This window comes from Bradyrhizobium sp. WBOS08 (genome assembly GCF_024585125.1).
GTDB lineage: Bacteria > Pseudomonadota > Alphaproteobacteria > Rhizobiales > Xanthobacteraceae > Bradyrhizobium > Bradyrhizobium japonicum_B.
Map to the genome: position 1 here is coordinate 4,896,722 of NZ_CP028988.1, position 23,075 is coordinate 4,919,796.

20 protein-coding genes are annotated in these 23,075 nt (G+C 63.8%); 5 read left to right on the top strand and 15 right to left on the bottom strand.

What is annotated here, in order from left to right; genetic code table 11:
- Positions 1-65: 65 nt before the first annotated feature.
- From DCM80_RS22910 to DCM80_RS22950, 9 genes are all read right to left on the bottom strand, one after another.
- On the bottom strand, positions 66-851 hold the full coding sequence (locus tag DCM80_RS22910; protein WP_257193814.1) for a fumarylacetoacetate hydrolase family protein: 786 nt from the start codon (positions 849-851) through the stop codon (positions 66-68).
- Complete coding sequence (locus DCM80_RS22915; RefSeq protein WP_257193815.1) at positions 851-1,870, bottom strand: 2-dehydropantoate 2-reductase; 1,020 nt, start codon at positions 1,868-1,870, stop codon at positions 851-853. Before DCM80_RS22915 ends, DCM80_RS22910 begins: the two co-directional genes overlap by 1 nt.
- A 477-nt stretch (positions 1,871-2,347) precedes the next feature.
- The gene (locus DCM80_RS22920; protein ID WP_257177572.1) at positions 2,348-2,776 is read right to left on the bottom strand and encodes a CBS domain-containing protein; all 429 of its coding nucleotides are present in this window, start codon (positions 2,774-2,776) and stop codon (positions 2,348-2,350) included.
- Positions 2,777-2,952: 176 nt separating this feature from the next.
- A complete protein-coding gene (gene oxlT / locus DCM80_RS22925; protein ID WP_257193816.1) occupies positions 2,953-4,275 on the bottom strand; it encodes an oxalate/formate MFS antiporter in 1,323 nt (440 codons plus the stop codon).
- A gap of 250 nt (positions 4,276-4,525) precedes the next feature.
- Positions 4,526-5,818 carry an oxalate/formate MFS antiporter gene (gene oxlT, locus DCM80_RS22930; protein WP_028135458.1) on the bottom strand — a complete coding sequence of 431 codons (1,293 nt, stop codon included), beginning with the start codon at positions 5,816-5,818 and terminating at the stop codon, positions 4,526-4,528.
- Between the two features lie 410 nt (positions 5,819-6,228).
- A complete protein-coding gene (locus DCM80_RS22935) occupies positions 6,229-7,728 on the bottom strand; it encodes a tripartite tricarboxylate transporter permease (protein ID WP_257177575.1) in 1,500 nt (499 codons plus the stop codon).
- 43 nt (positions 7,729-7,771) lie between these two features.
- The gene (locus DCM80_RS22940) at positions 7,772-8,269 is read right to left on the bottom strand and encodes a tripartite tricarboxylate transporter TctB family protein (RefSeq protein ID WP_028135460.1); all 498 of its coding nucleotides are present in this window, start codon (positions 8,267-8,269) and stop codon (positions 7,772-7,774) included.
- Between the two features lie 84 nt (positions 8,270-8,353).
- Positions 8,354-9,361, bottom strand: coding sequence for a Bug family tripartite tricarboxylate transporter substrate binding protein (locus DCM80_RS22945; RefSeq protein ID WP_373569367.1), 1,008 nt, complete (start codon positions 9,359-9,361; stop codon positions 8,354-8,356).
- Between the two features lie 456 nt (positions 9,362-9,817).
- A complete protein-coding gene (locus DCM80_RS22950) occupies positions 9,818-9,955 on the bottom strand; it encodes a hypothetical protein (protein WP_194388353.1) in 138 nt (45 codons plus the stop codon).
- 306 nt (positions 9,956-10,261) lie between these two features.
- On the opposite strand from DCM80_RS22950, the gene DCM80_RS22955 reads away from it, so the two are divergent.
- Positions 10,262-11,587 carry an Hsp70 family protein gene (locus tag DCM80_RS22955; RefSeq protein ID WP_257193818.1) on the top strand — a complete coding sequence of 442 codons (1,326 nt, stop codon included), beginning with the start codon at positions 10,262-10,264 and terminating at the stop codon, positions 11,585-11,587.
- A gap of 40 nt (positions 11,588-11,627) precedes the next feature.
- On the opposite strand, the gene DCM80_RS22960 is transcribed toward DCM80_RS22955, so the two are convergent.
- From DCM80_RS22960 to DCM80_RS22970, 3 genes are all read right to left on the bottom strand, one after another.
- Positions 11,628-12,053, bottom strand: a complete 426-nt coding sequence (locus tag DCM80_RS22960) for a cytochrome c (protein ID WP_257193819.1) — start codon at positions 12,051-12,053, stop codon at positions 11,628-11,630.
- A gap of 293 nt (positions 12,054-12,346) precedes the next feature.
- Complete coding sequence (locus DCM80_RS22965) at positions 12,347-12,790, bottom strand: SRPBCC family protein (RefSeq protein WP_257193820.1); 444 nt, start codon at positions 12,788-12,790, stop codon at positions 12,347-12,349.
- A gap of 131 nt (positions 12,791-12,921) precedes the next feature.
- Positions 12,922-13,611 carry a hypothetical protein gene (locus DCM80_RS22970; RefSeq protein ID WP_257193821.1) on the bottom strand — a complete coding sequence of 230 codons (690 nt, stop codon included), beginning with the start codon at positions 13,609-13,611 and terminating at the stop codon, positions 12,922-12,924.
- Positions 13,612-14,551: 940 nt separating this feature from the next.
- On the opposite strand from DCM80_RS22970, the gene DCM80_RS22975 reads away from it, so the two are divergent.
- Together DCM80_RS22975 and DCM80_RS22980 are read left to right on the top strand one after the other, a co-directional pair.
- Entirely contained in the window at positions 14,552-14,857 is a 306-nt protein-coding gene (locus DCM80_RS22975) for a hypothetical protein (RefSeq protein WP_257193822.1), read from the top strand.
- Positions 14,858-15,082: 225 nt separating this feature from the next.
- The gene (locus DCM80_RS22980) at positions 15,083-15,256 is read left to right on the top strand and encodes a DUF1508 domain-containing protein (protein WP_257193823.1); all 174 of its coding nucleotides are present in this window, start codon (positions 15,083-15,085) and stop codon (positions 15,254-15,256) included.
- Between the two features lie 333 nt (positions 15,257-15,589).
- Here DCM80_RS22980 and frc read toward each other — a convergent pair whose 3' ends face one another.
- The 3 genes from frc to DCM80_RS22995 form a co-directional block, all read right to left on the bottom strand.
- Positions 15,590-16,867: a formyl-CoA transferase gene (frc, locus tag DCM80_RS22985; RefSeq protein WP_257193824.1), complete on the bottom strand. Its 1,278-nt coding sequence runs from the start codon at positions 16,865-16,867 to the stop codon at positions 15,590-15,592.
- A 65-nt stretch (positions 16,868-16,932) separates the two neighbouring features.
- Positions 16,933-18,666, bottom strand: coding sequence for an oxalyl-CoA decarboxylase (oxc, locus tag DCM80_RS22990; RefSeq protein ID WP_257177582.1), 1,734 nt, complete (start codon positions 18,664-18,666; stop codon positions 16,933-16,935).
- 73 nt (positions 18,667-18,739) lie between these two features.
- Complete coding sequence (locus DCM80_RS22995; protein ID WP_167380903.1) at positions 18,740-19,435, bottom strand: GntR family transcriptional regulator; 696 nt, start codon at positions 19,433-19,435, stop codon at positions 18,740-18,742.
- Positions 19,436-19,786: 351 nt separating this feature from the next.
- Between DCM80_RS22995 and DCM80_RS23000 the strand changes: the two genes are divergently transcribed.
- Positions 19,787-21,916 (top strand): acetate--CoA ligase family protein, encoded by a 2,130-nt coding sequence (locus tag DCM80_RS23000; RefSeq protein WP_257193825.1) that lies wholly within the window; start codon positions 19,787-19,789, stop codon positions 21,914-21,916.
- A gap of 211 nt (positions 21,917-22,127) precedes the next feature.
- Positions 22,128-22,970: an IclR family transcriptional regulator gene (locus tag DCM80_RS23005; RefSeq protein WP_257193826.1), complete on the top strand. Its 843-nt coding sequence runs from the start codon at positions 22,128-22,130 to the stop codon at positions 22,968-22,970.
- Positions 22,971-23,075 lie beyond the last annotated feature (105 nt).

The window sequence follows — 23,075 nt, forward strand, 5'->3', positions numbered from 1 at the left end:
ATCAATTTTGCCGCGCTGCAGCAAGGACAGCGCGTGGTTCGGGAGCGGGCCTGCCAAAAGACGGGCTACAGCCGAAACTCGTTGGTGAGCTCACCGATGCCGTCGATCGCGACGGTCACCGTGTTCAACTGCTCCTTCATCACGCCGACGCCGACCGAGGTGCCGACGGCGATGAGATCGCCGGGAAGCAGGGTCATGTCGTGTGAGATCCTGCTGACCAGCTCCTGCGCCGAGAAGATCATGTCGGAGATCGGGTAATTCTGCCGCTCCGCGCCGTTGAGGATGGTGCGGACCGTGAGCTTGGCCGGATCGAGGCCGGTGGCGATGACGGGACCGAACGGACCGTAATCGTCGATGCCCTTGGCGCGGGCCCATTGCGGGAAAGTGGGATCGCTGGTCAGGATGTCGTTGGCGGTGATGTCGTTGACGCAGGTGTAGCCGAAGATGAAGCTGTCGGCTTCGTCAGGCGAGACGCGGGCGCAGGTCCTGCCGATGACGATGCCGAGCTCGCCCTCATAGGTGGTCTTGCCGTCGTAGTAAGAGGGCCGGCGGATCACGGCGCCCGGCGTCGTGATGCTGGTGGTGGCCTTGAGCAGATAGAGCGGCTCCGGCGGCTCGGGCTGGTTCAGCTTGGCGGCGAGCGCGTGGAAATTATTCCAGAGCGCGACGATCTTGCTGGGGGCGCATGGCGCGAGCAGCTCGACCTCCGACAGCGCCAGCGTCTTAGCCGTGGCGGCGTTGCGGCCGAACATCTCGCCCTCATGCACGCTGATGCCTGATGCGGTCAGCGTGCCGAAGCCGGTCGTGCCGGCGTGGCGGAAGCGCAGCCACTTCTTGCTCCCGGCGGCCATCACGCCACGGCCAATGCGCGCGGATCCGCCGGCGCCGAGACGCCGTCATAGAGGCCGGCGATGCGGGCGCGCTGGGTCACCATCGCCAGCACCGAGTCGAGCGCGGGCGTCGGGATGCCTGTGAGGCGGCCCATCTCCTGCACGACGGTGACGAGCGGATCGATCTCCATCGGGCGGCCGCGCTCGAGGTCCTGGAGCATCGAGGTCTTGTGCGCACCGACCTTGCGAGCGCCCTCGATGCGGCGCTCGACGTCGACGCGGAATTTGACCCCGAAGGTCTCGGCAATCGCTTGGGTCTCCATCATGATCGCGCGCGACAGCGCACGCGTGGAGGGGTCGGTACAGATCACGTCGAGCGTCGCGTGCGTCAGCGCGCTGATCGGGTTGAAGCAAACATTGCCCCAGAGCTTCAGCCAGATCTCGTCGCGGATGCGGTCGAGCACCGGGGCCTTCAGCCCGGCGGCGACGAACAGATCGGCGAGGCGCTGCACGTCATCGGTGATCTCGCCGGAGGGCTCGCCGAGCGGGAAATTGTTGCCGTAGACGTGGCGGATCACGCCGGGCGCCTCGATCTCGGTGGCGGGATAGACGATGCAGCCGATGGCGCGCTCGGCGCCCAGCTCGCGCCACTGCCGGCCGCCGGGATCGATGCTCTCCAGCGTCGCGTTCTCGTATTGGCCGCCGTGCTTGTAGAAGTACCAATAGGGGATGCCGTTGACGGCGGTGACGATGCGGGTGTGGGGGCCGAGCAGCGGCTGCATCGTCTCGATCACGCCGGTGATCGAATGCGCCTTCAGCGTGATGATGATGTAGTCCTGCACGCCGAGCTCGGTTGGATCGTCGGTGCAGCGCGGATGCACGACGTGCTTCTCCTCGCCCGCGAGCAGCATCAGGCCGCGCTCGCGCATTGCGGCAAGGTGCGCGCCGCGTGCGATGAGGCTGACATCGGCCCCTGCGCGCGCGAGCTGAACCCCGAGATATCCGCCGATCGCGCCGGCGCCGTAGATGCAGATCTTCATGAATTCCTCGCGGGGCCCAAAGTTGGAAGTGTTGCGATGGCTCGTGCCAAGCGCTCTCTGCACCTCTCCCGCTTGCGGGAGAGGTCGGCGCGGAGCGCCGGGAGAGGGCTTTCTCCTCTTGGGGAATATCCCCCAGCGGAGACACCCTCTCCCCCGACCCTCTCCCGCAAGCGCTACTGGATTCACACATCACTCTGGTTATCCCGTGGGGGGAGCATGAGGTGGGCGCCGCGTTTCATGGCTTGGAACTCGAGCCAACCCTGAAGCATGACGACCGGACCCGGCTTGCCGTAATAGCCCCCCTTTTTCCAGGCGACGGTCGCCAAACCGTCCCAGTCCGAGCTCCATGCCATCCTCCTGTCCAGGATGGACACGGAATCAGACATCCTTTCGGTCTTCAACAACGATGTGTGAATGCCGTAGCCCGCAAGCGGGAGAGGGGGCGCTTCCTTTCCGTGGCTGAAAGTGTGCGCCTCTCTAGGCGGCCGCTTGCGGCGTGCCGTTGAGGGCCTCGTCAACGGCAGCGGCGATGTCGCGCATGCTGATGACGGAGACGAGGCTGTAATCGTCGATCACCGGCAGATGGCGGATGTGGTGCCGGTTCATCAGATGCCGGACGTGCTCGATCGTGTCGCTCGAGCTGCAGGACACCAGCTGCTGCACCGAGACGAGCTGCGAGACCTTGACGTTGACGGCGTTCGCGCCGTGCTCGGCGACGGCGCGCACCACGTCGCGCTCGGTGAACATGCCGACCGCGGTGTTTCCTTCCGAGCGGACCACGTCCTTGACCACCAGCGCGCTGATGTTGTTGGCGCGCATCAGCTTGGCGGCGATACCCACCGTCTCGTTCATTCGCACCGTGACAACGCGCGGCGTCTTCTTGCGCAGAATGTCTCCGACCAGCATTGCAACCTCCCTGGGTGAATGTTGGGAGAAGTGTGGTATACATAATGCCAATCGTCAAGCGCGGGATTTGGCCGATCCGAAAAATCTTGCGACAGCGATCCTGACGTTTGTCGCCGCGACAAAAAGAAGGGGCGCAGCGCTGCGCCCCTTTCTTGTCGAGCAAACACGTGTGGCGGTTACGCCGTCTCGGTCTTGGCGCTGCCGGTCGCTGCCGCGGTGCTCTCGGCATCGTTGCCGAGGATGAAGGCGCGGCGCAGCGGCTTGATCACGAACAGCGCCATCAGCGCCGCCGTCGCGTTCAGGGCCACCGCGACCACGAACACGGCCTTCCAGCCATAGGCCGCCGAGATCACGCTGGCGAGCGGAACGAGCAGGGAGGCGGTGCCTTTCGCGGTATAGAGCATGCCGTTGTTGGTGGTCGCGAATGTCGAGCCGAAGGTGTCGCCGCAAGTCGCCGGGAACAGCGAGTAGATCTCGCCGAATACGCCGAAATAGATCGCGGTCGCCAGCACGAAGACCGACGGGATGTGACCGTAGGCCGACAGCGTCAGGAGCATCAACGCGGCGGTGCCGAAAGCGATGAACATGGTGTGCTCGCGGCCGATCGTGTCGGAGACGAAGCCGAAGAACGGGCGGCCGAAACCGTCCAGGATGCGGTCGAGCGAGATCGCGAAGGTCAGGGCCGCCATCTGGAAGCCGGCGAGCGTGACCGGCGTGTCGGCGATCTTGAAGTCGTGCGCGATCGGGGCGATCTGCGCCGCCGTCATCAGTCCGCCCGAGGCGACCATGACGAAGACGAGATACATCACCCAGAAAACAGGGGTGCGCAGCACCTGCGGCGGCGTGAAGTCGATCCTGGTCTGCGGCAGATTGAGCTGCTTCCTCTTCGGCGGGATCGACAGCCGCGGCGGCTGGATGAAGAAGGCGAGCACGAACACGATCACGCCCTGGCCGATGCCGAAGGTCAGGAACGCGTGCTGGTAGCCGCTCGCCGCGATCATGCTTGCGATCGGCACCACGGTGAGCGCGGCGCCGGCGCCGAAGCCCGCAGCGGTGGCGCCGGCGGCGAGGCCGCGGCGGTCCGGAAACCATTTCAGCGCGTTGCCGACGCAGGTGCCGTACACCGCGCCTGCGCCCATGCCGCCGATGATCGCGGCTGCGTAGAGCAGGGTGAGGGAATCGGCCCAGGAGTTGAGGATCCAGGACAGCGCGATCATCACGCCGCCGAACATGACGACGATGCGCGGGCCATACTTGTCGACGAACCAGGCCTCGACCGGCACCAGCCAGGTCTCGGTGACGACGAAGATGGTGAAAGCGAGCTGGATCGCGGCGCGTCCCCAATGATGGGCCGCATCGATCGGATCGACGAACAGCGTCCAGCCATATTGCAGATTGGCGATCATCGCCATGCAGACGATGCCCATGCCGAGCTGGAGCCAGCGGAAGCCGGAGCGAAGAGGCGCAGCCGTGACGGCGCCGTCCGAGCTGGAAATCATCAGAACCTCCCAACGCGCCCGGTTGATTGCGATACAGGTTGGCAAGATGACCTGATGTCGCAAATATTGTGGCTTATCGTCGCAGGCGCTGATCCGGAGATTGGTATGCAATATTCCAGATTGCAAGCCCAAACTTATCCGCCTTCGGCATAGGGCCGAGTTCCAGCCGCGATCCTCTGAGCTTCCCAGCAAACGAAAACGCCCGGCCGCGAGGCCGGGCGTGTGCTCGATGAGGAGCTGTGGGAGCGGGTCAGACGGTCGAGTTTGCGACCACGACCTTGCGCCAGGGCTTGAGCACCGCGATCGCCAGCAGCGAAGCCAGGATGTTGGCGCCGGCTGCGATGATGAACACGCTGTCCCAGGTGCCCGACGATTGCTGCATGTAGTTGGCGATCGGCACCAGCAGCGCGGCGGTGCCCTTGGCGGTGTAGAGCAGGCCGGCATTGGTGGTCGCGAACTTGGCGCCGAACGTGTCGGTGCAGGTCGAGGGGAACAGCGAGTAGATCTCACCCCAGGCAAAGAACACGAAGCCGGAGAGCAGCACGAACCAGATCGGATCGTGGCCCCAGAGGTAGAGCATCCAGATGCCGAAGCCTTCCATGCCGAAGGCGATGAACATCGTGTTCTCGCGGCCGATCATGTCGGAGATCCAGCCGAAGAACGGACGTGTCAGGCCGTTGAGCACGCGGTCGATCGTGGCCGCGAACGTCACCGCCGTCATCGTCACCGCCATCAGCGTGACCGGCACGTTGTCGACCTTCCAGTCGGCCGCGATCGGCTTCAGATTGGCCGTCACCATCAGGCCGCCGGCACCGACGATCACGAACATGAAGTACATCAGCCAGAAGATCGGCTGACGCAAAACCTCGGTCGGCTGATAGTTGCGCCGGGTCTGCAGCAGATTGGCGTTCGGCACCACGTTCGGCACCTGGCCCGCCTTCGGCGACAGCAGGAAGAAAGCGAGGATGCAGATGATGATGCCCTGGCCGAGACCAAAATAGAGGAAGGTGGTCTGGAAACCGCTGTCCTTGATCATGGCCTGGATCGGCGCGACGGTGAGCGCGGAGCCTGCACCGAAGCCCGCGGCGGTGATGCCCGCGGCAAGACCGCGCTTGTCCGGAAACCACTTCAGCGCATTGCCGACGCAGGTGCCGTAGACGCCGCCGGCGCCGATGCCCGCGATGATCATGCCGAGATAATAGCCGTTGAGCGAGGTCGCCTGCGCGTTGATCGCCCAGCCGATGGCGCAGAGGACGCCGCCGACCAGCACGACGATTCGCGGACCGTATTTGTCGACGAACCATCCTTCGATCGGCACCAGCCAGGTCTCGAACAGCACGAACAGGGTGAAGGCCCATTGGATCGAGGCGCGATCCCAGCCGAACTTCTTCTGGATGTCAGGGACGAAGAACGTCCAGCCGTATTGATAGTTGGCGATCATCACCATCGCGCCGACGCCGATGGCCAATTGCGCCCAACGATAAGCATCGCTCACACGGGCGGCACCAGGAGCCGCTGCTGCCGACTGCACCATATCCGTCATTAATAACCCTCCCGAACGCGCTCATTTTTATGCATGCGCTGGCGGGCATCCTGGTATGCATTATGCCAAGATTCAAGCTGAGGACGGGGAGGTGCGGCAAAATAACGCGGCCCTGTTCACATGCGTCAAGAGCGCCGGCTTGTAAAGCCCGAACTGTCGGCGGCGTGCGGCGGCGGCGCGAGTTGATTAACGCAAATTATTGATATGGATGGTATTTTCAGCGTTGCGGCGAAACCGCGGACGCGCCGTCGAACCCCTGTCCGCTGGGGATTTTCCACGCAGCCACGCGCGCGCCGCCGGTGCACGATGGGTGGAGAGACCGCCCAATACCGTGGAATTCTATATTCCAGAAGTCCGGCCTGCGGCAATTTGGCGAGGGAAGCAGTGCGCTGGCGCCGGCTCGCGGCGCCTCAGGCCATCGAGGTGCGCAGCCGGCTGTAGCCTTCCTGGATTGCCGACCAGAACAGGGCGACCAGGCCGAGCGCCATGATCGTGCTGACGAGGCCGTTGGAGAAGAAGATGCCCAGCGATCCCTGCGATCCCAGTAGCGATTGCCGGAAGGCTTCCTCCGCCTTGTCGCCGAGCACGATGGCGAGCACCAGCGGTGCGAGCGGATAGTTGCACTTCTTCAAGAGATAGCCGAGCACGCCGAACACCAGCATCAGCATCACGTCGAAGGTGCTGTTGTGCACCGAATAGGCGCCGATCGCACAGAGCACCAGGATGAGCGGCGCGATGATGCCGAAGGGCACGCGGAGGATCGCGGCGAAGACCGGCACGCAGGTGAGCACGACGATGAGGCCGGCGAGATTGCCGAGATACATCGAGGCGATCAGGCCCCAGACGAACTCTTTCTGCTCGACGAACAGCATGGGGCCTGGCTGCAGGCCCCAGATCAGCAATCCGCCGAGCAGGACGGCGGCGGTCGGGGAGCCGGGCACGCCGAGCGACAGCATCGGCAGCAGCGCTGCGGTGCCCGCGGCATGCGCGGCCGTCTCGGGCGCGATCACGCCCTCGATCTCGCCCTTGCCGAAATTGTTGCCGCGCCGTGCCAGGCGCTTGGCTATGCCGTAGCTCATGAAGGAGGCCGGCGTCGCGCCGGCAGGCGTGACGCCCATCCAGCAGCCGATTAGGCAGGAGCGCAGCGAGGTCATCCAATAGGCCGGCAATTCCCGCCAGGTGTGCAGCACGACCCTGAGATTGATGCTGGCCTTGCCGCCGCGGAACGCCAGCCCTTCCTCCATGGTCAGCAGGATCTCGCCGATGCCGAACAGGCCGATCACGGCGATCAGGAAGTCGAAGCCGTTGAGCAGCTCGGTGACGCCGAAGGTCAGCCGCAATTGTCCCGTGATGGAATCGAGGCCGACCGCCGCCAGCGCAAAGCCCATCATCATCGCCGCGATGGTCTTGAACGGCGGCTCCTTGCTGAGGCCGACGAAGCTGCAGAAGGCGAGGAAATACACTGCGAACTTCTCCGCTGGCCCGAATCTGAGCGCGAAGCCCGCGACCAGCGGCGCAACCAGCGTGATCATGATGACGGCAAACAGCGCGCCCACGAAGGAGGAGGTGAAGGCGGCGGTCAGGGCTTCGCCGGGCTTGCCCTGCTGCGCCATCGGATAGCCGTCGAAGGTGGTCGCCACCGACCAGGGCTCGCCGGGTATGTTGAACAGGATCGAGGTGATGGCGCCGCCGAACAATGCGCCCCAATAGATGCAGGACAGCATGATGATCGCCGATGTCGGCGGCATGCTGAAGGTGAGGGGAAGCAGGATCGCGACGCCGTTGGCGCCCCCGAGCCCCGGCAGCACGCCGATGATGACCCCGAGCGTGATGCCGATGATCATCAGCATGATGTTGTAGGGCTGCAGGGCGACCGCGAAGCCGTGAAACAGATTGGCCAACTCTTCCATATCGATACGTCCTGCAGCAGTGACGGAAATGACGGCTCGGCTCTTACAGGCCGAGCCATTCCTCGAACGGACCCTTGGGAAGCGGGACCAGGAACCAGCGCTCGAAAACGAGATAGGTCAGGACCGGCATGCCGACCGCGATCGCGATGGTCGTCACCCAGCGATAATTGCCGAGCCAGCGCATGAACCAGGCGATGAAGACCATGGAGGCGACGTAGAGGCCGATGAACGGCATCGAGCCGACATAGATCGCGGTCGGCACGACGACGCTCATGACCTGGCGCAGCTGTCCCCATTCAGCGAACAGCCGGCCGTCGTCGTCGCGTTGCGCATGCCAGAGGTTGATAGCGCTCGCGCCGACGATCGCGGCGCCGATGTAGAAGGGGAAGAAGCCGGCACGCGGGCCCTCCGCGCCCCAGTTGATGCCGGCCTTCAGGCTGCCGAAGATCACGATCAGGCCGAACACGCCGATCAGCAGCGCCATGCCGATTTCCAGCGTCTTGTGTGCCGGGCCAGATGCGGATCCGGATCGTTCAGTCATGGGACCTCCAGCAGAATCGCAGTCTGTCGCGGCTACGGCCGCGCGAGGGCGATCGGCGCCCTCAGCCGTCGTCGATGTCGCGGATCAGTTCGCGGTTGCGAGGAAGCCGGCTTCCTTCATCAGGGTTTCGTGGCGCTTCTCCTCCGCCTCGACCCACTTGGCGTAGTCGGCGCCCGCCAGGAAGGTCGTGTTGAAGGCGCCGCTCTTCATGAACTCCTGCCATTCCGGCGTGGCGCGGACCTTCTTGAACAACTCGACGTAATATTCGACCTGCTCCTTCGTGGCCTTGGGCGCCATGAACACGCCGCGCAGCATGAGATATTCCATCGCGAGGCCCTGTGACTTGCAGGTCGGAATATCCTTCCAGGCCTTGCCGTCGGCGATCGGCTCGTCATAGGTCATCGGCTGGGCGTCGAAGACGCAGAGCGGACGCAGCTTGCCGCCGCGCCATTGCGCGACCGCCTCGATCGGATTGTTCACGGTCGAGTCGAGGTGATTGCCGACAAGCTGCACCGCGACCTCGCCGCCGCCCTTGTAGGGGATGTAGGTGAACTTCGAGCCGATCGCCTTCTCGATGCCGACCGTGATGATCTGGTCTTCCTGCTTCGAGCCGGTGCCGCCCATCTTGATCGAGCCAGGCGAGGCCTTCTTCACGGCATCGACGTAGTCCTTGACGCTGTTGTACGGCTTCTCGGCATTCACCCAGAGCACGAACTCGTCGAGCGCCAGCATCGCCACCGGCGTCAAGTCTTTCCAGTTGAAAGGAATTCCCGTCGCCAGCGGCGTGGTGAACAGGTTCGACAGCGTGATGATGATCTTGTGCGGATTGTTCGCCGACGTCTTCACGTCGAGGAAGCCTTCGCCGCCCGCGCCGCCGGCCTTGTTGATGACGACCAGCGGCTGCTTCATCAGATTGTGCTTGGTGACGATGCCCTGGATGGTGCGCGCCATCTGATCGGCGCCGCCGCCGGTGCCCGCGGGCACGATGAACTCGACCGGGCGGACCGGCTCCCAGGCCGCACGGCTTGCCGTGCTGCTGGCGCATGACATCGCGATTGCCGCCACAGCGACATTCAGAACGAGTGGCTTCATCTGTTTCTCTCCCTGTCGAACCCTCACCGCAGCCGCTCTTTGTCGGCTTGCGTCAGCCCATCTCAAGTCATGTGCCCGGGGGCAACCTAGCGGTTGATCTCCCAAGTCCCAATCGAAATTCTATGAGCGGGGACGACGCGCGGCATCCGGTCCTTTCGGCTAAGGTTTGGCCAGGGCGCGGCACATCTGTCCCTGGGCCGTACCTCCGCTGCGTTGAGTCCTCCGCCTGCTACCCTGGATTGTGCAATTGCTTTAGATTGATTGAAGCATGGTATGCGAGATGCCAGTAGACAAACAATCGGCTCGGGGCGTCGCGCAGTGGACTAATTGTCGCAGTTGGGGCCCGGCCGCGGGAGGCGGTGCGATAGAAAATGGCCCCGGCATGCGGGGCCATTTGATCAGATTTCGTGTCTGCGGAGGCTGCCATCCCGCCATTTGACGGGCGGGCGCCGGCCGTTACAGGCCGAAACGCGGCAGATCGCCGTTATGGTTCGAGATCTCGGCGCTTGCCATCAGAAAGCTGTCAATCGCGGCCATCAGGCGGGCGAACAGCGAGGCGGACGGGGCGAGAGCGACGGAAGCGGTCTTGGACATCGGAATTCCCTTTCTCGAGACGGCCGGTCTTAAGACAGTCAGTCTTGGCGTCTCATGGCGAAGGGGAATTTATGTATACCAGATGCCAGTGTCCACGCTCTTGTTTGCATGGCAGCATTCGATGCACTGCATTGCAGCATAATGCGGGATTGCGGAGCCGGAGGGTGGCCAAATCGTTCGCTCCGAGGCGGGATTCCGATGGCGATGGGCGCCAGGTTCTGGCCGCACTGCAGCGGACGGGCCTTGGCAGGACAAGTCAAAGCCGCTAGTGGTCTGCCCCCTTCCAGTCATCTGTCAGAGTGGTTCATGTCGAGCGCCTCGCCCGCCGTCTCGATCGGCATCGATTTTGGAACCAGCAATACGGTTGTCGCGCTTGCGGCGGACGATCGCCGGGTCGAGGCCATCCGGTTCGACCACGGCGGACAGCGCCACAGCGTCTACGTGTCGGCGCTGTGCTTCTGGGAGGACCGGCCCGGCGCCGGCGCCCAGGCCGAGGGCGGCCCGTGGGCGATCGAGACATTCCTCGAAGGCCGTCACGTCTACCGTTTCCTGCAGTCGTTCAAGACCTTTGCGGCGAGCAGCAGCTTCAACACCACGCAGGTTTTCCGGCAGCGCTTCAAGTTCGAGGACATCCTGGCGGCGTTCCTGCGGACATTGGCGCGCCACGGCGGCGAGAAGCTCGGCTTCGAGACCTCGACCATCACGGTCGGCCGCCCGGTGCGCTTTGCCGGCGGCAATCCCGACGAGGCGCTGGCGATGCAGCGCTACCGCGCCGCGTTCGAGCGCTTGGGCGCCGGCCATGCCCGCTATGTCTACGAGCCCGTGGGCGCGGCGTTCTCGTTTGCCCGCAGGCTGGAGCGCGATGCCACCGTGTTGGTTGCGGATTTCGGCGGCGGCACCAGCGATTTCTCCGTGATGCGCTTCTCGCGCAAAGGCGGTGCCCTTCGCGCCGAGCCGCTCGGACATGCCGGCATCGGGATCGCCGGCGACACTTTCGATTACCGGATCGTCGACCACGTGGTCTCGCCGCGGCTCGGCAAAGGCTCCAGCTTCCGCTCCTTCGACAAGGTGCTGCCGATCCCGAGCGGCCACTACACCAATCTGGCGCGCTGGCATCAGCTGGCGATGATGAAGAGCAACGGCGATCTGCGCGAGCTTCGGGAGCTTGCGCGCACCGCGCTCGAGCCTGAGCTGCTCGAGGACTTCATCACCATCGTCGATCTCGACCTCGGCTTTGCGCTGTACCGCGCGGTGTCCGACGCCAAGGTCGCGCTGTCGGCGCAGGACGAGGTCGACTTCCGTTTCCAAGGCGGCGGTGTCGACATCGGCACAGCCATCACGCGGAAGAATTTCGAATCCTGGATTGCCGACGACATCGCCCGGTTAGGTGCCACCGTCGACAAGGTGCTGGCCGAAGCCGGCATCGCCGCGCGCGAGATCGAGAAGGTCTTCCTGACCGGCGGCAGCTCGTTTGTGCCGGCAGTGCGAAAGCTGTTCGCCGAACGCTTCGGCAACGAGCGGCTGATGTCGGGCGACCAGTTCGAGTCGATCGCCTACGGGCTTGCGCTAATCGGGCACAGCCCGGATCCGGATCGCTGGACCGCAGGCGGCGGGCTGGCCGCGAAGACGTAGCAGGCGGCGCGCAGCGTCCCTTGCGGGAGGCTGTTCGGCGCTATTTCTGCTGAATTCGGTTCAGGTAGTCGATCACCGCGAGAATGCGAGTCCGCACCACGACCTCCGGGTTCTGCTGCGGCCCGGCCTTCTGCCAATAATAGGAATCGACGGCGTGAGGCAGGTTGACGATCGGGTTGAACCGTTCGCCCCAGATCGGCATTTCACGCGTGCCGTGCGCCGGGACCGATTTCGACCCATAGATGGTTTCGTAGACGGCGTTGGTGGGAAACACCCCGTTGTTGTTCTTGGCCAGCATGGTCAGGTCGGACGGCGGGGTCTTGAGCTGGCCGCTGACCGGTCCGTTGCCCTTTGCCTGAGGGCCGTGACAACTCGCGCATGAAGACTGGAATTCGGCCTTGCCAATGTCGACGTCTTCGGCGTGAGCGGAGGCGGCGAAACCGGCGGCAAGACCGGCAATGATCAAGCATTCGACAGCAGATCTCATCATCTCGCCTCCGATCGGCAGGGAAGACTCGTGCTCCTAGCCGCTTCGCCATCTCAACAGTTTGACGCATATCAAGACCGCACACCAGTGTCGTCGCCTGGGCAAAGGCCCGCAGCAGGCGCGCCGGCATCTTTTGCGGGGTTGAGAGAGTGCGTAGGGTGGGCCAAGGCGCGCTCTTCGCGCGCTGTGCCCACGCGTCTGTCGCCGCATCGGAAAGGTCGTGGGCACGGCGCTTTGCGCCTTTGCCCGACCCTACGATGCCGACGTCGCCGCTACTGATTGATCTCCGGCTCGACCAGCTTCGCCAGATTGCGCAGCGATTCCTGCCAGCCGAGATAGCAAGCCTCCGGCGGAATGACGTCGGGAATGCCGGCTTGCGTGATCTCGATCTCGGTGCCGACCGAGACCTTCTTCAGGTTCACGGTCACCTGAATTTCGCCGGGCAGGTTGGGGTCGTCGAACCTGTCGGTGTAGCGCAGCCGTTCGCCGGGGACGAGCTCGACATATTCGCCGCCGAACGAATGGCTGTTGCCCGTGGTGAAATTCCGGAACGACATCTTGAACGTGCCGCCGACCTTCGGCTCGAAATGATGCACGGTGCAGGTGAAGCCGTTCGGCGGAAGCCATTTCGCCATCGCATCCGCCTCCAGGAAGGCGCGATAGACCTTCTGGGGGCTGGTGGCGAGAACGCGGTGCAGGCGGACAGTGCTGGGCATGGTTGTTATCCTCTTTGTCTCGATGGGCCCGAGATTGGCGTCTATGGCCCATTCATGTCACGAGGACGACCGGGAAGCCGTCGATCCGACAAGGCGCGGCGGATTCTTTTCGCGGGTGTTCCGCCGGTCTCCTAGACGGCTGCGACATCCTGCGGCGTCATCGTGAACGCCAGCCCGTAGCGGCCGATGGTCGGATTGTTCTGCGCGCCCAGGGCGCCAAGCGACCCGGGCGAAAGCGGGCCTGCGATCACGGCCTCGACGACATCGGCATCGTAGCCTGACAGCAGCACGATCCAGTCGGCGGCGCCGTCCTTGCCGCGGATCTGCTGTTCGGTGGTGGGCGCGCTCGTCCGCGGGGTATCGGTGAGCAGGAGGTGAGCGCCGGTCAACCCCGGTTGCTGCGCCAATGTGCCGAGCGTGTTCGCGAGCTGCGCCTGCAAGTCCGTCTCGCGTCCGCCCTGCGGTGACAACCTGATCGTCGCGAGCGAAGTCGCAACGCCACCACCGAAGCTTTCGACGAGGCGGCACTGGCTGCGGATCATGCCGAGATGATGCGGCATCATTTTCGCCGACCACGGCGTCGGCGCGTTGAGCCGGTCGAGATATCCCTTCGAGGTGAGCACCTCATACTCCGCGAGCTCGTAGAGCACGAAGAAACCTTCCGCGTCCGTCCTGCTGGTCCAGCGCGATCCGCGCCGGAAGCCGGGAATGCTCATCCGCTCCGGAAAGTGCTCATGCGAATGCCAGTCGCCGAACTCGGCCCGCTGCTCCGGCCGAACGTTCCACCACATCGCGACGGCGGCCTTGCCCAGCAGTGACATGGAGAGCTCCTTGTTTTGCACAGGGCTATCGCATTGAGAGCTTTTCCCTGCGGCCATCCTTCGAGACGCCCGCTTCAGGCGGGCTCCTCAGGATGAGGACAGAGCGCGCGGTAGCAGCTTCAACGAGCACTGACGCCGATGAGCCTCATCCTGAGGAGGCGCGTGAGCGCCGTCTCGAAGGACGAGGCGTGCGCGCAGGCCGCAACCAGTGATATGCGATAGCCCCGACTTCTTGCGGGCACTTTGCCTCAACACCGACAGCGGCGGCAAGGTGTGCTCTGCTGTCCTGGTTCGCCGTTCGCGGCAGCTGGCATTCAGTTGCTCGACGCCGATCCGGCGCTGCAGGTGCTATCTGATACCCGCGCTTTCTAGCCTACCAGAACGCCATTCGTGATGTCTTCCAGGGCAAGGCGCACCATGGCGCCATCGTAAGGATCAACAGCGTAACCAACCTCGCTGTAAAAGCCGCCCCGCTACAGCCCGGCAGAGGTAATCGCGGTAGAGCGCGGGCAGTAGTTGGCTGTACGGTCAAAAGCTCGCCCAGCTACGTTGAGCGCCAGAATCTCACGCTGCGCATGCGCAGAAGGGGGGCGCGTCTCACAACGGCTTCTCAGAAATGCTCACCGACCACGCTGCGGTAGTCAGCTCGTGCGTGGCTCACTACACTTTACACCGTCTCCGAGCCCTTGGACCACGACCAGCGGTCGCCATCGGCGCTGCGGATCGGCTCTGGACGATTGGGGACCTCATTGAGGCAGTACTGCCGCAGTCGATGAGCCGGTCCGCGCAAAGCGCAACTTCATCGTAATTCGTGGTGGAAAGGGCTAGCGGCTGTGCTGCTGGTTGTAGACTCGGGATAAGGAATCACCGAGAGTTCCCGATGGTGTGCCGATTCGGCGCATCCATGGAAAACCGGGGTCGTAGGACACCCCGGGTTTCCGTGAACATCAACAAGGTCTTGGGGACGCTTGCAGAAGTCATCCACAACGGCACCGTAGTGTGCTGTGACTCGCTGTCAAGCGCCCTCTTGGCCTTTTTTGAAAAGGTCAATGAAATGAAGCCTCCGACTTATCAACTGACGTTTGATGACGCTGTGGATATCTGGCTCCATCACTGGAGCGGGGAATTCCAGCACAGAATCGCTGCACGCTACGACGTGAACCCGGGTCGGGTGAACGAAGTGCTCAAGGGCTCTCGCCATGCCGGCAGCCGCGAAGTTGCTGAAACGCGGAAGATGGCCGCTTAGCCAAGACCTACGGCGGCGCGGATACGCGCGAGTGTGCGAGAAATCCGGGCAGGAGCTACGGGGATCGTTGCGTAAATTTCCCCTTTGTATTGAGCCCAGCTAATCGCCTTCAAGCGTTCACGAGCTTCATTTGGGCTCGCGGCCTTGATCTCAATGCCCCACTCCGCGTCGTCGAATTTGTACTCGAACAAGTACCGTTGAAACTCATCTGAATTGGAGACTGACATGTTTTTCTACCTCTACAAAGACGGGCGAAGTCAATGGCGCTGGACGCTGTACGCGGCCAACCACAAGAAAATTGCGGACTCGGGTGAAGGTTACTGGAACAAGGCTGATGCCCAGCACGGCATCGATCTTGTGAAGGGCACGAACCACGCGACGCCCGTCTACGAAAAGTGAATCTGCGCAGTTAAGAAAAGATGAACGTCCGGCCGGCGTGCCGGGCGTTTTCTTTTGTGCCCTAGTTTGCAAGAGGGCGTTCCAACTAGGCCGTGCGGCCAGCGTCCCGATGTGCACTCCCGGCACGACCTTCACGATGGCATACTACCTCTGTTTTGCCCGACGAGTCAGATTTTTTCGTTAAACCAGAAATATCGTTGCTGACCAATGGGATGGCTACTGTGCATGGGGTTGTTTTTCCACTTTTTGGTTTGAGCCTGCGACGTCGCGCCTTCCCAAGCAAAAAGGCCGCCCCTGCGGGCGGCCCTTCCGTCTTGGTCGAGAAGCTGTCGCTTACTCCGCGGCCTGCTTCTGCGGCGGGTCGAGTGCGCCGGACTTGTGGATCTCGGCGACCTGGTGATCCGAGAAGCCGAGCACCGAGCGCAGGACCTCGTCGGTGTGCTCGCCGAGCAGCGGGGAGCGCTGCACGTCGCTCGGGCTGTCCGACAGCTTGATCGGGTTGCCAACCGAGACGTACTTGCCGCGGGTGGGGTGGTCGACCTCGACCACCGTGCCGGTCGCGCGCAGCGACTGGTCCTCGGCGATCTCCTTCATCGACAGGATCGGGCCGCAGGGGATGTCGTCCTTGTTGAGGATCTCCATCGCCTCGAACTTGGTCTTGGTCATCGTCCATTGCTCGATGCGGGCGAAGATCTCGTTCAGGCGCGGCAGGCGGGCGGCCGGCTTGGCGTAGTTCGGATCGGTCTTCCAGGTGGGCTCGCCGATCACGTCGCAGATCTTCTCCCAGACCGGAGCCTGGGTGATGAAGTAGATGTAGGCGTTGGGATCGGTCTCCCAACCCTTGCACTTCAGGATGCGGCCGGGCTGGCCGCCGCCGGAATCGTTGCCGGCGCGCGGCACGGCGTCGCCGAACGGCACGCCTTCGCCGAACTGGCTGTACTCCTTGAGCGGGCCGTGGGCGAGGCGCTGCTGGTCGCGCAGCTTGACGCGGCAGAGGTTGAGCACGCCGTCCTGCATCGCGGCGGTGACGCGCTGGCCCTTGCCGGTGTTGGTGCGCTGATAGAGCGCGGTGACGATGCCGAGCGCCAGGTGCAGGCCGGTGCCGCTATCGCCGATCTGCGCGCCGGTCACGAGCGGCAGGCCGTCGCGGAAGCCGGTGGTCGAGGCGGCGCCGCCGGTGCACTGCGCGACGTTCTCGTAGACCTTGCAGTCTTCGTACGGTCCGGGGCCGAAACCCTTGATCGAGGCGACGATCATCTTCGGGTTGATCGCCTGGATCTTCTCCCAGGGGAAGCCCATGCGGTCGAGCACGCCGGGGCCGAAATTCTCCACCAGCACGTCGCACTTCTTGATCAGCTCGGTGAGGACCTCCTTGCCCTTGGGGTTCTTGGTGTCGAGCGTGATCGAACGCTTGTTGTGGTTGAGCATGGTGAAATACAGGCTGTCCACGTTCGGGATGTCCTGCAGCTGGCCGCGGGTGATGTCACCCACGCCCGGACGTTCCACCTTGATCACGTCGGCGCCGAACCATGCCAGCAGCTGCGTGCAGGTCGGTCCGGACTGGACGTGCGTGAAGTCGAGAATGCGAACGCCCTCGAGCGCTTTGGTCATCGTGTTGCTCCGTACTCTTGTGTCTGCCCCTGCACCCGGCAGGGAATAAGGGTTGAGGGGTGGACTTACTTCTTCTTCTGCAGAACGCTCTGCGGATTGAGGTTGCCGATGCGGCCGCTCTCCGAGCCTGCGGCCGGATCGATCACCGCGTTGATGAGCGTCGGCTTACCGGACTTCATCGCGTCGTTCACGGCGCGCTTCAGCTCGTCGGGCGAGGTCGCATTCACGCCGACGCCGCCGAAGGCCTCCATCATCTTGTCGTAGCGCGCGCCCTTGACGAACACGGTGGTCGCCGGATCGGAATTCGCGCCGTTGACGTCGGTGCCGCGATAGATGCCGTCATTGTTGAAGATGACGACGCAGATCGGCAGATTGTAGCGGCAGATGGTCTCGACCTCCATGCCGGAGAAGCCGAAGGCCGAGTCGCCTTCCACCGCCAGCACGGGGTGGCCGGTCTCGAGCGCGGCCGCGATCGCCTGGCCCATGCCGATGCCCATCACGCCCCAGGTGCCGACGTCGAGACGCTTGCGCGGGCGGTACATGTCGATGACGCCGCGGGCGAGGTCGAGCGTGTTGGCGCCTTCGTTGACGAGGATCGCCTCGGGATAGTCCTTGATGACGTTCTTTAAGACGCCGAGCGCGCCGTGATAGTCCATCGGCGATTTGTTGTTCATCAGCTTCGGCGCCATCTTGGCGACGTTCTCTTCGCGCTTGGACGAGATCGCCTTGGTCCATTCGGCGGGCGGGGCGGTCCAGCCCGTTGCCATCGCCTGGTTGAAGGCGGAGACGACCGAGCCGATGTCGCCGACCACGGGCGCGACGATCTCGACGTTGGAGTCCATCTCCTTCGGTTCGATGTCGACCTGGATGAACTTCTTCGGCGCTTCGCCCCAGCTCTTGCCCTTGCCGTGCGACAGCAGCCAGTTCAGCCGCGCGCCGATCAGCATGACGACGTCGGAATCCTTCAGCACGGTCGAGCGGGCCGCGCCCGCGCATTGCGGATGGGTGTCGGGGAGCAGGCCCTTGGCCATGCTCATGGGGAGGAACGGCACGCCGCTCTTCTCGACGAAGCTCTTGATCTCCTCGTCGGCCTGGGCGTAGGCCGCGCCCTTGCCGAGGATGATGAGCGGACGCTTGGCGCTCTTGAGCACGTCGAGCGCGCGCTTCACCGAAGCGGGCGAGGGGATCTGCGCGGGCGCGGCATCGATCACCTTGACCAGCGATTTCCGGCCGGCCTCGGCGTTCATCACCTGGCCGAACAGCTTTGCCGGCAGGTCGAGATAGACGCCGCCCGGACGGCCCGAGACCGCGGCGCGGATGGCGCGGGCGAAACCGATGCCGATGTCCTGGGCGTGCAGCACGCGATAGGCCGCCTTGCACAGCGGCTTTGCGATCGCGAGCTGGTCCATCTCCTCGTAATCGCCCTGCTGGAGATCGACGATCTCGCGCTCGGAGGAGCCCGAGACCAGGATCATCGGGTAGCAATTGGTGGTGGCGTGCGCGAGCGCGGTGAGACCGTTGAGGAAGCCGGGCGCCGAGACGGTGAGGCAGACGCCGGGTTTCTTGGTGAGATAGCCGGCGATGCCCGCGGCATAGCCGGCGTTCTGCTCGTGGCGGAAGGAGATCACGCGAATACCGGCGGCCTGCGCCATGCGGCCCAAATCCGTGATCGGGATGCCCGGCACATTATAGATGGTGTTGATGCCGTTCAGCTTGAGCGCGTCGATGACGAGATGGAAGCCATCCGTCAGCTCCTGCTCGGTGCCCGGTGCCTCGGACTTGGTCGCGGTATTCAGCATGGGCCTTGTCTCCCTGGTCTCAAGTGGTGGGGCGAGTTGTTCGCCCTTCTGGTGAATGGTGGCAAATGAACGGCTACGTGAACAATTCCTGGCCGTGCGCTTCGACGTAAGCAGCAAGGCCGAGAGTGTGATCCCGGGCGCGCTTCTCGGCGAGCTCGGTGTCGCGGGCTTCCAGCGCTTCGATCATTGCAAGATGCTCGGGCAGCGAGGTCGCGGTGCGGTCCTTGCGTCCGATCGTCAATTGGCGATAGCCGCGCACGTGCAGCAGCAGGTCGTTGGTGAGATCGACCAGCACCGGCGATTCCGACAGCGAGATCAGCGCCTGGTGGAAGGCGATGTTGGCGCGCGAATATTCCTCGACATGGTCCTCGGGCAGGCGATCCTTGCCGAAATCCTTGAAGAAGTCGCGTAGCGCGGTGATGTCCTTCTTGCGCGCGGTGGTGGTGATGAGGCGCGCCGCCATGCTCTCCAGCGCCGCCCAGGCGCGGATCATGTCGACGATCTCGCTCTTGGTCCTTCGCACCACCATGATGCCGCGCCGTGGCACCGTCTTCACAAAACCGTCCTGCTCGAGCATCGCGATCGCTTCCCGGATCGGCGTGCGGCTGACGCCCAGGCGTTCGGACAGCGCGCGCTCGTCGAGCATCACCGGCTCCGGCGTCGAGTAGATGTCCATCTTGAGGATGGCTTCCTTCAAGGCGTCGTACGCCTTGTTCTTGAAGCTGCTCTCCGGGGCAATACGAACGATTGCGATGTCTGCCTCGGCCATGTTCGGCAACGCCTTGGTTGGTTTCCGTAGTGACACGACGAATCTCCTCCAGTGGGGAGTCGTCTTTTACAGGAATATTGACAGGAAAGTTTTTGGCATACCACATGCCAGAATGTCAAGGCGGCGATTTTTTGCGGCGTTCTAAGTGATGCAGCAGCTTGACAAGTTGGCTTCTGGCATACCAAATGCCATCGCCAGCCATTTTTGATCCAGGGCGGTGGAGTAATCTCAGGCTTGATGCCGCTCCGGCCCGCGACATGGAACAGAGCGCGGCGAATGGCAAGCATCACGGGCAGCCGCAACCACGCGCGCGCTTTGAAAAGAACGAACTGAGGTCAAGGGAGAAGCCACATGTCCAATTCCAAAGATGCCGTCCGCAAGGTGCTTGACCAGGTCAAGGCGGACAACCGCACCAGCCTGACGGCCCCGGAAGGCAAGCTGGTCTGCGACGCCTACGGCATTCCGGTGCCGAAGGAAGGCGTGGCGAAGTCGGCGGGCGAAGCCGGCAAGATGGCCTCTTCGATGGGCTTCCCGGTGGTGATGAAGATCGTCTCGCCGGACATTCTCCACAAGACCGAAGCCGGCGGCGTCATCGTCGGCCTGAAGACGGCGGACGAGGCCGAGAAGGCCTACGAGACCATTCTGTCCAACGCCAAGAAGTACAAGGCCGATGCCAAGATCGAAGGCGTCCAGGTGCAGCAGATGCTGGCCGGCGGCACCGAGGTCATCGTCGGTTCGATCACCGACGGCTCGTTCGGCAAGCTGGTGGCCTTCGGCCTCGGCGGCGTGCTGGTCGAGGTGCTCAAGGACATCACCTTCCGCCTCGCGCCGGCGACCAAGGAAGACGCGCTGTCGATGCTCGACGGCATCCAGGCGCATGAGATCCTGAAGGGCGTGCGCGGCGGGGAGCCGGTGAACCGCTCGGCGCTCGCCGAAATCATCGTCAAGGTCTCGCAGCTCGTCACCGATTTCCCCGAGATCGTCGAGCTCGACCTCAATCCGGTGTTCGCGACGCCGAAGGGCGCCACCGCCGCCGACGTGCGCATCGTCGTCGACTTCGCCTATGTGCCGAAGCCGAAGCCCCGCCCGACCGAGGAGATCGTCGCGGCGATGAACCGCATCATGCAGCCCAAGGCGGTCGCCGTGGTCGGCGCCTCCGCCGAGGACGGCAAGATCGGCAATTCCGTGATGAAGAACCTCATCAACGGCGGCTACAAGGGCGACATCTACCCGATCCATCCCAAGGCCGCCGAGATCCTCGGCTACAAGGCGTACAAGAGCGTCAAGGACGTGCCAGGCGTGATCGACGTCGCGGTGTTCGCGATCCCCGCCAAGTTCGTAGCGGCGGCGCTGACCGAATGCGGCGAGAAGAAAATCCCCGGCGCGGTTTTGATTCCGTCGGGCTTTGCCGAAGCCGGCGCGCCGGAGCTGCAGGCCGAGATCGTCGAGGTCGGCAAGAAGTACGACATCCGCCTGATGGGGCCGAACATCTACGGCTTCTATTATACGCCGGCCAATCTCTGCGCGACCTTCTGCACGGCTTACGACGTCAAGGGCCACGCCGCGCTGTCGTCGCAGTCGGGCGGCATCGGCATGGCCATCATCGGCTTCTCGCGTTCGGCGAAAATGGGGGTTTCGGCCATCGTCGGCCTCGGCAACAAGTCCGATATCGACGAGGACGATCTGCTCGCCTTCTTCGAGCAGGATCCGAACACGAACCTGATCGCGCAGCACTGCGAAGACCTCAAGGACGGCCGTGCCTTTGCGGAGGCTGCAAAGCGCGTCTCCAAGAAGAAGCCGGTCGTCGTGCTCAAGGCCGGCCGCACCTCGGCGGGCGCGAAGGCGGCGTCCTCGCACACCGGCGCGCTCGCCGGCAACGACAAGATCTACGAGGACGTTCTGGCACAATCGGGCGTGATCCGGGCCCGCAGCTTGCGGCAATTGCTCGAATTCGCTCGGGGCGTTCCGGTGCTGCCGACGCCGAAGGGCGAGAACGTCCTGATCATCACCGGTGCCGGCGGCTCGGGCGTGCTGCTGTCGGATTCCTGCGTCGACAACGGACTGTCGCTGATGTCGATGCCGCCGGATCTGGATGCGGCTTTCCGCAAGTTCATCCCGCCGTTTGGAGCTGCCGGAAATCCCGTGGATATCACCGGCGGCGAACCGCCGATCACCTACGTGAACACCGTGAAGCTCGGCCTGTCGGACGAGCGCATCCATTCGCTGATCCTCGGCTATTGGCACACCATCGTCACCCCGCCGATGGTGTTCGCTCGCAACATGGTCGAGGTGAAGAAGGAGATGGAGGCCAAGGGCTTCGTGAAGCCGATGGTCGCCTCGCTCGCCGGCGACGTCGAGGTCGAGGAAGCCGCCGAATATCTCTACCAGAACGGCATCCCGGCCTACGCGTATTCGACCGAGCTTCCGGTCGAGGTGTTGGGTGCGAAGTACAAATGGGCGCGCGGGGCAGGGCTGCTCTGAGCCTTCTTCGCGTTCTCTTGTGAGGCGACCTTGACTGGTCGCCGCGCCGGAAGTGCCTAACCTCTCCCATAGGGAGAGGTCGGCGCGGAGCGCCGGGTGAGGGGTTCCGCGCCATCGGTAACCTGAGGCCCCTCACCCGATTTGCTGCGCAAATCGACCTCTCCCCGATGGGGAGAGGTGAAACGGAGATCGCGCGCAGAGGCAGGTCGCGATGAACAAGAACGTGATCCGGCGCAAATCGCTCGAGCCCAAATCGGCTGCGGACGCCGATCATGAGATCCGCGACGGCGGCGTGCAGTCCGTCGACCGCGCGCTCTCCATCCTGGAAACGCTGGCCGAGGACGACGAAGGCTACCGCCTCAGCGATCTCGCGATCCGCACCGGCCTGTCGGCCTCGACGGTGCATCGCCTGCTCGCGACGCTGGAAGGCCGTCGCTTTGTGCAGTTCGATCGCGCCGAATCCAAATGGCACGTCGGCTCGCGCGCCTTCACGGTCGGCGCGAGCTTTGCGCGGCGGCGCAATTTCTCGACGCAGGCGATTCCATACTTGCGCAGGCTGCGCGATCTCACGCGCGAGACCGCCAATCTCGCCGTCGTCGACGACGAATTCATCATCGTTCTGACCCGCATGGAGAGCCGCGAGATCATGCGCTCGCTGACCCAGGTCGGCGGCCGTGTCCCCATGGTGACATCGGGCGTCGGCAAGGCGGTGCTTGCGACCTATTCGGACGATGATGTCGGCGCCGTCATCCGCCATCACGGCATGCCGCGCCTGACCGAGAAGTCGATCGTGCGGCCGAGCGATCTGTTCAAGGAGCTCGAAAAGATCCGCAGGCAGGGTTTTGCGCTCGACGATGAGGAGGCCTGCATGGGCCTGCGCTGCATTGCTGCGGTGGTATACAACGACTGTGCCGAGCCGCTCGCGGCGATTTCCGTCTCCGGCATGACCAGCCGCCTGACCGACGACAGATTGCCGGACGTGGGCCAGATCGTGCGCGAGGTCGCCGGCGAGCTGACCGTCGCGCTGGGTGGGGTGATGCCGACGCCTCGCTAAAGCGCAGGAATCTGGGCGCTGTCGCTGGACAGCATCGGCCGTTTTGGCTGATATGCGACCAAACGACACAATGCGGCAAACGTCCGCATGAGCCTGGAGAGCGTC

What these genes read in the sequence shown, in the direction of transcription:
- DCM80_RS23000 (WP_257193825.1), top strand. Translation starts at nt 19,787, where the DNA reads ATGTCCAATTCCAAAGATGCCGTCCGCAAGGTGCTTGACCAGGTCAAG.
- DCM80_RS22955 (WP_257193818.1), top strand. Translation starts at nt 10,262, where the DNA reads ATGTCGAGCGCCTCGCCCGCCGTCTCGATCGGCATCGATTTTGGAACC.
- oxc (WP_257177582.1), bottom strand. Translation starts at nt 18,666, where the DNA reads ATGCTGAATACCGCGACCAAGTCCGAGGCACCGGGCACCGAGCAGGAG.
- oxlT (WP_028135458.1), bottom strand. Translation starts at nt 5,818, where the DNA reads ATGACGGATATGGTGCAGTCGGCAGCAGCGGCTCCTGGTGCCGCCCGT.
- frc (WP_257193824.1), bottom strand. Translation starts at nt 16,867, where the DNA reads ATGACCAAAGCGCTCGAGGGCGTTCGCATTCTCGACTTCACGCACGTC.
- DCM80_RS22965 (WP_257193820.1), bottom strand. Translation starts at nt 12,790, where the DNA reads ATGCCCAGCACTGTCCGCCTGCACCGCGTTCTCGCCACCAGCCCCCAG.
- DCM80_RS23005 (WP_257193826.1), top strand. Translation starts at nt 22,128, where the DNA reads ATGAACAAGAACGTGATCCGGCGCAAATCGCTCGAGCCCAAATCGGCT.
- DCM80_RS22945 (WP_373569367.1), bottom strand. Translation starts at nt 9,361, where the DNA reads ATGAAGCCACTCGTTCTGAATGTCGCTGTGGCGGCAATCGCGATGTCA.
- DCM80_RS22915 (WP_257193815.1), bottom strand. Translation starts at nt 1,870, where the DNA reads ATGAAGATCTGCATCTACGGCGCCGGCGCGATCGGCGGATATCTCGGG.
- DCM80_RS22910 (WP_257193814.1), bottom strand. Translation starts at nt 851, where the DNA reads ATGGCCGCCGGGAGCAAGAAGTGGCTGCGCTTCCGCCACGCCGGCACG.
- DCM80_RS22995 (WP_167380903.1), bottom strand. Translation starts at nt 19,435, where the DNA reads ATGGCCGAGGCAGACATCGCAATCGTTCGTATTGCCCCGGAGAGCAGC.
- DCM80_RS22970 (WP_257193821.1), bottom strand. Translation starts at nt 13,611, where the DNA reads ATGTCACTGCTGGGCAAGGCCGCCGTCGCGATGTGGTGGAACGTTCGG.
- oxlT (WP_257193816.1), bottom strand. Translation starts at nt 4,275, where the DNA reads ATGATTTCCAGCTCGGACGGCGCCGTCACGGCTGCGCCTCTTCGCTCC.
- DCM80_RS22980 (WP_257193823.1), top strand. Translation starts at nt 15,083, where the DNA reads ATGTTTTTCTACCTCTACAAAGACGGGCGAAGTCAATGGCGCTGGACG.
- DCM80_RS22920 (WP_257177572.1), bottom strand. Translation starts at nt 2,776, where the DNA reads ATGCTGGTCGGAGACATTCTGCGCAAGAAGACGCCGCGCGTTGTCACG.
- DCM80_RS22950 (WP_194388353.1), bottom strand. Translation starts at nt 9,955, where the DNA reads ATGTCCAAGACCGCTTCCGTCGCTCTCGCCCCGTCCGCCTCGCTGTTC.
- DCM80_RS22935 (WP_257177575.1), bottom strand. Translation starts at nt 7,728, where the DNA reads ATGGAAGAGTTGGCCAATCTGTTTCACGGCTTCGCGGTCGCCCTGCAG.
- DCM80_RS22940 (WP_028135460.1), bottom strand. Translation starts at nt 8,269, where the DNA reads ATGACTGAACGATCCGGATCCGCATCTGGCCCGGCACACAAGACGCTG.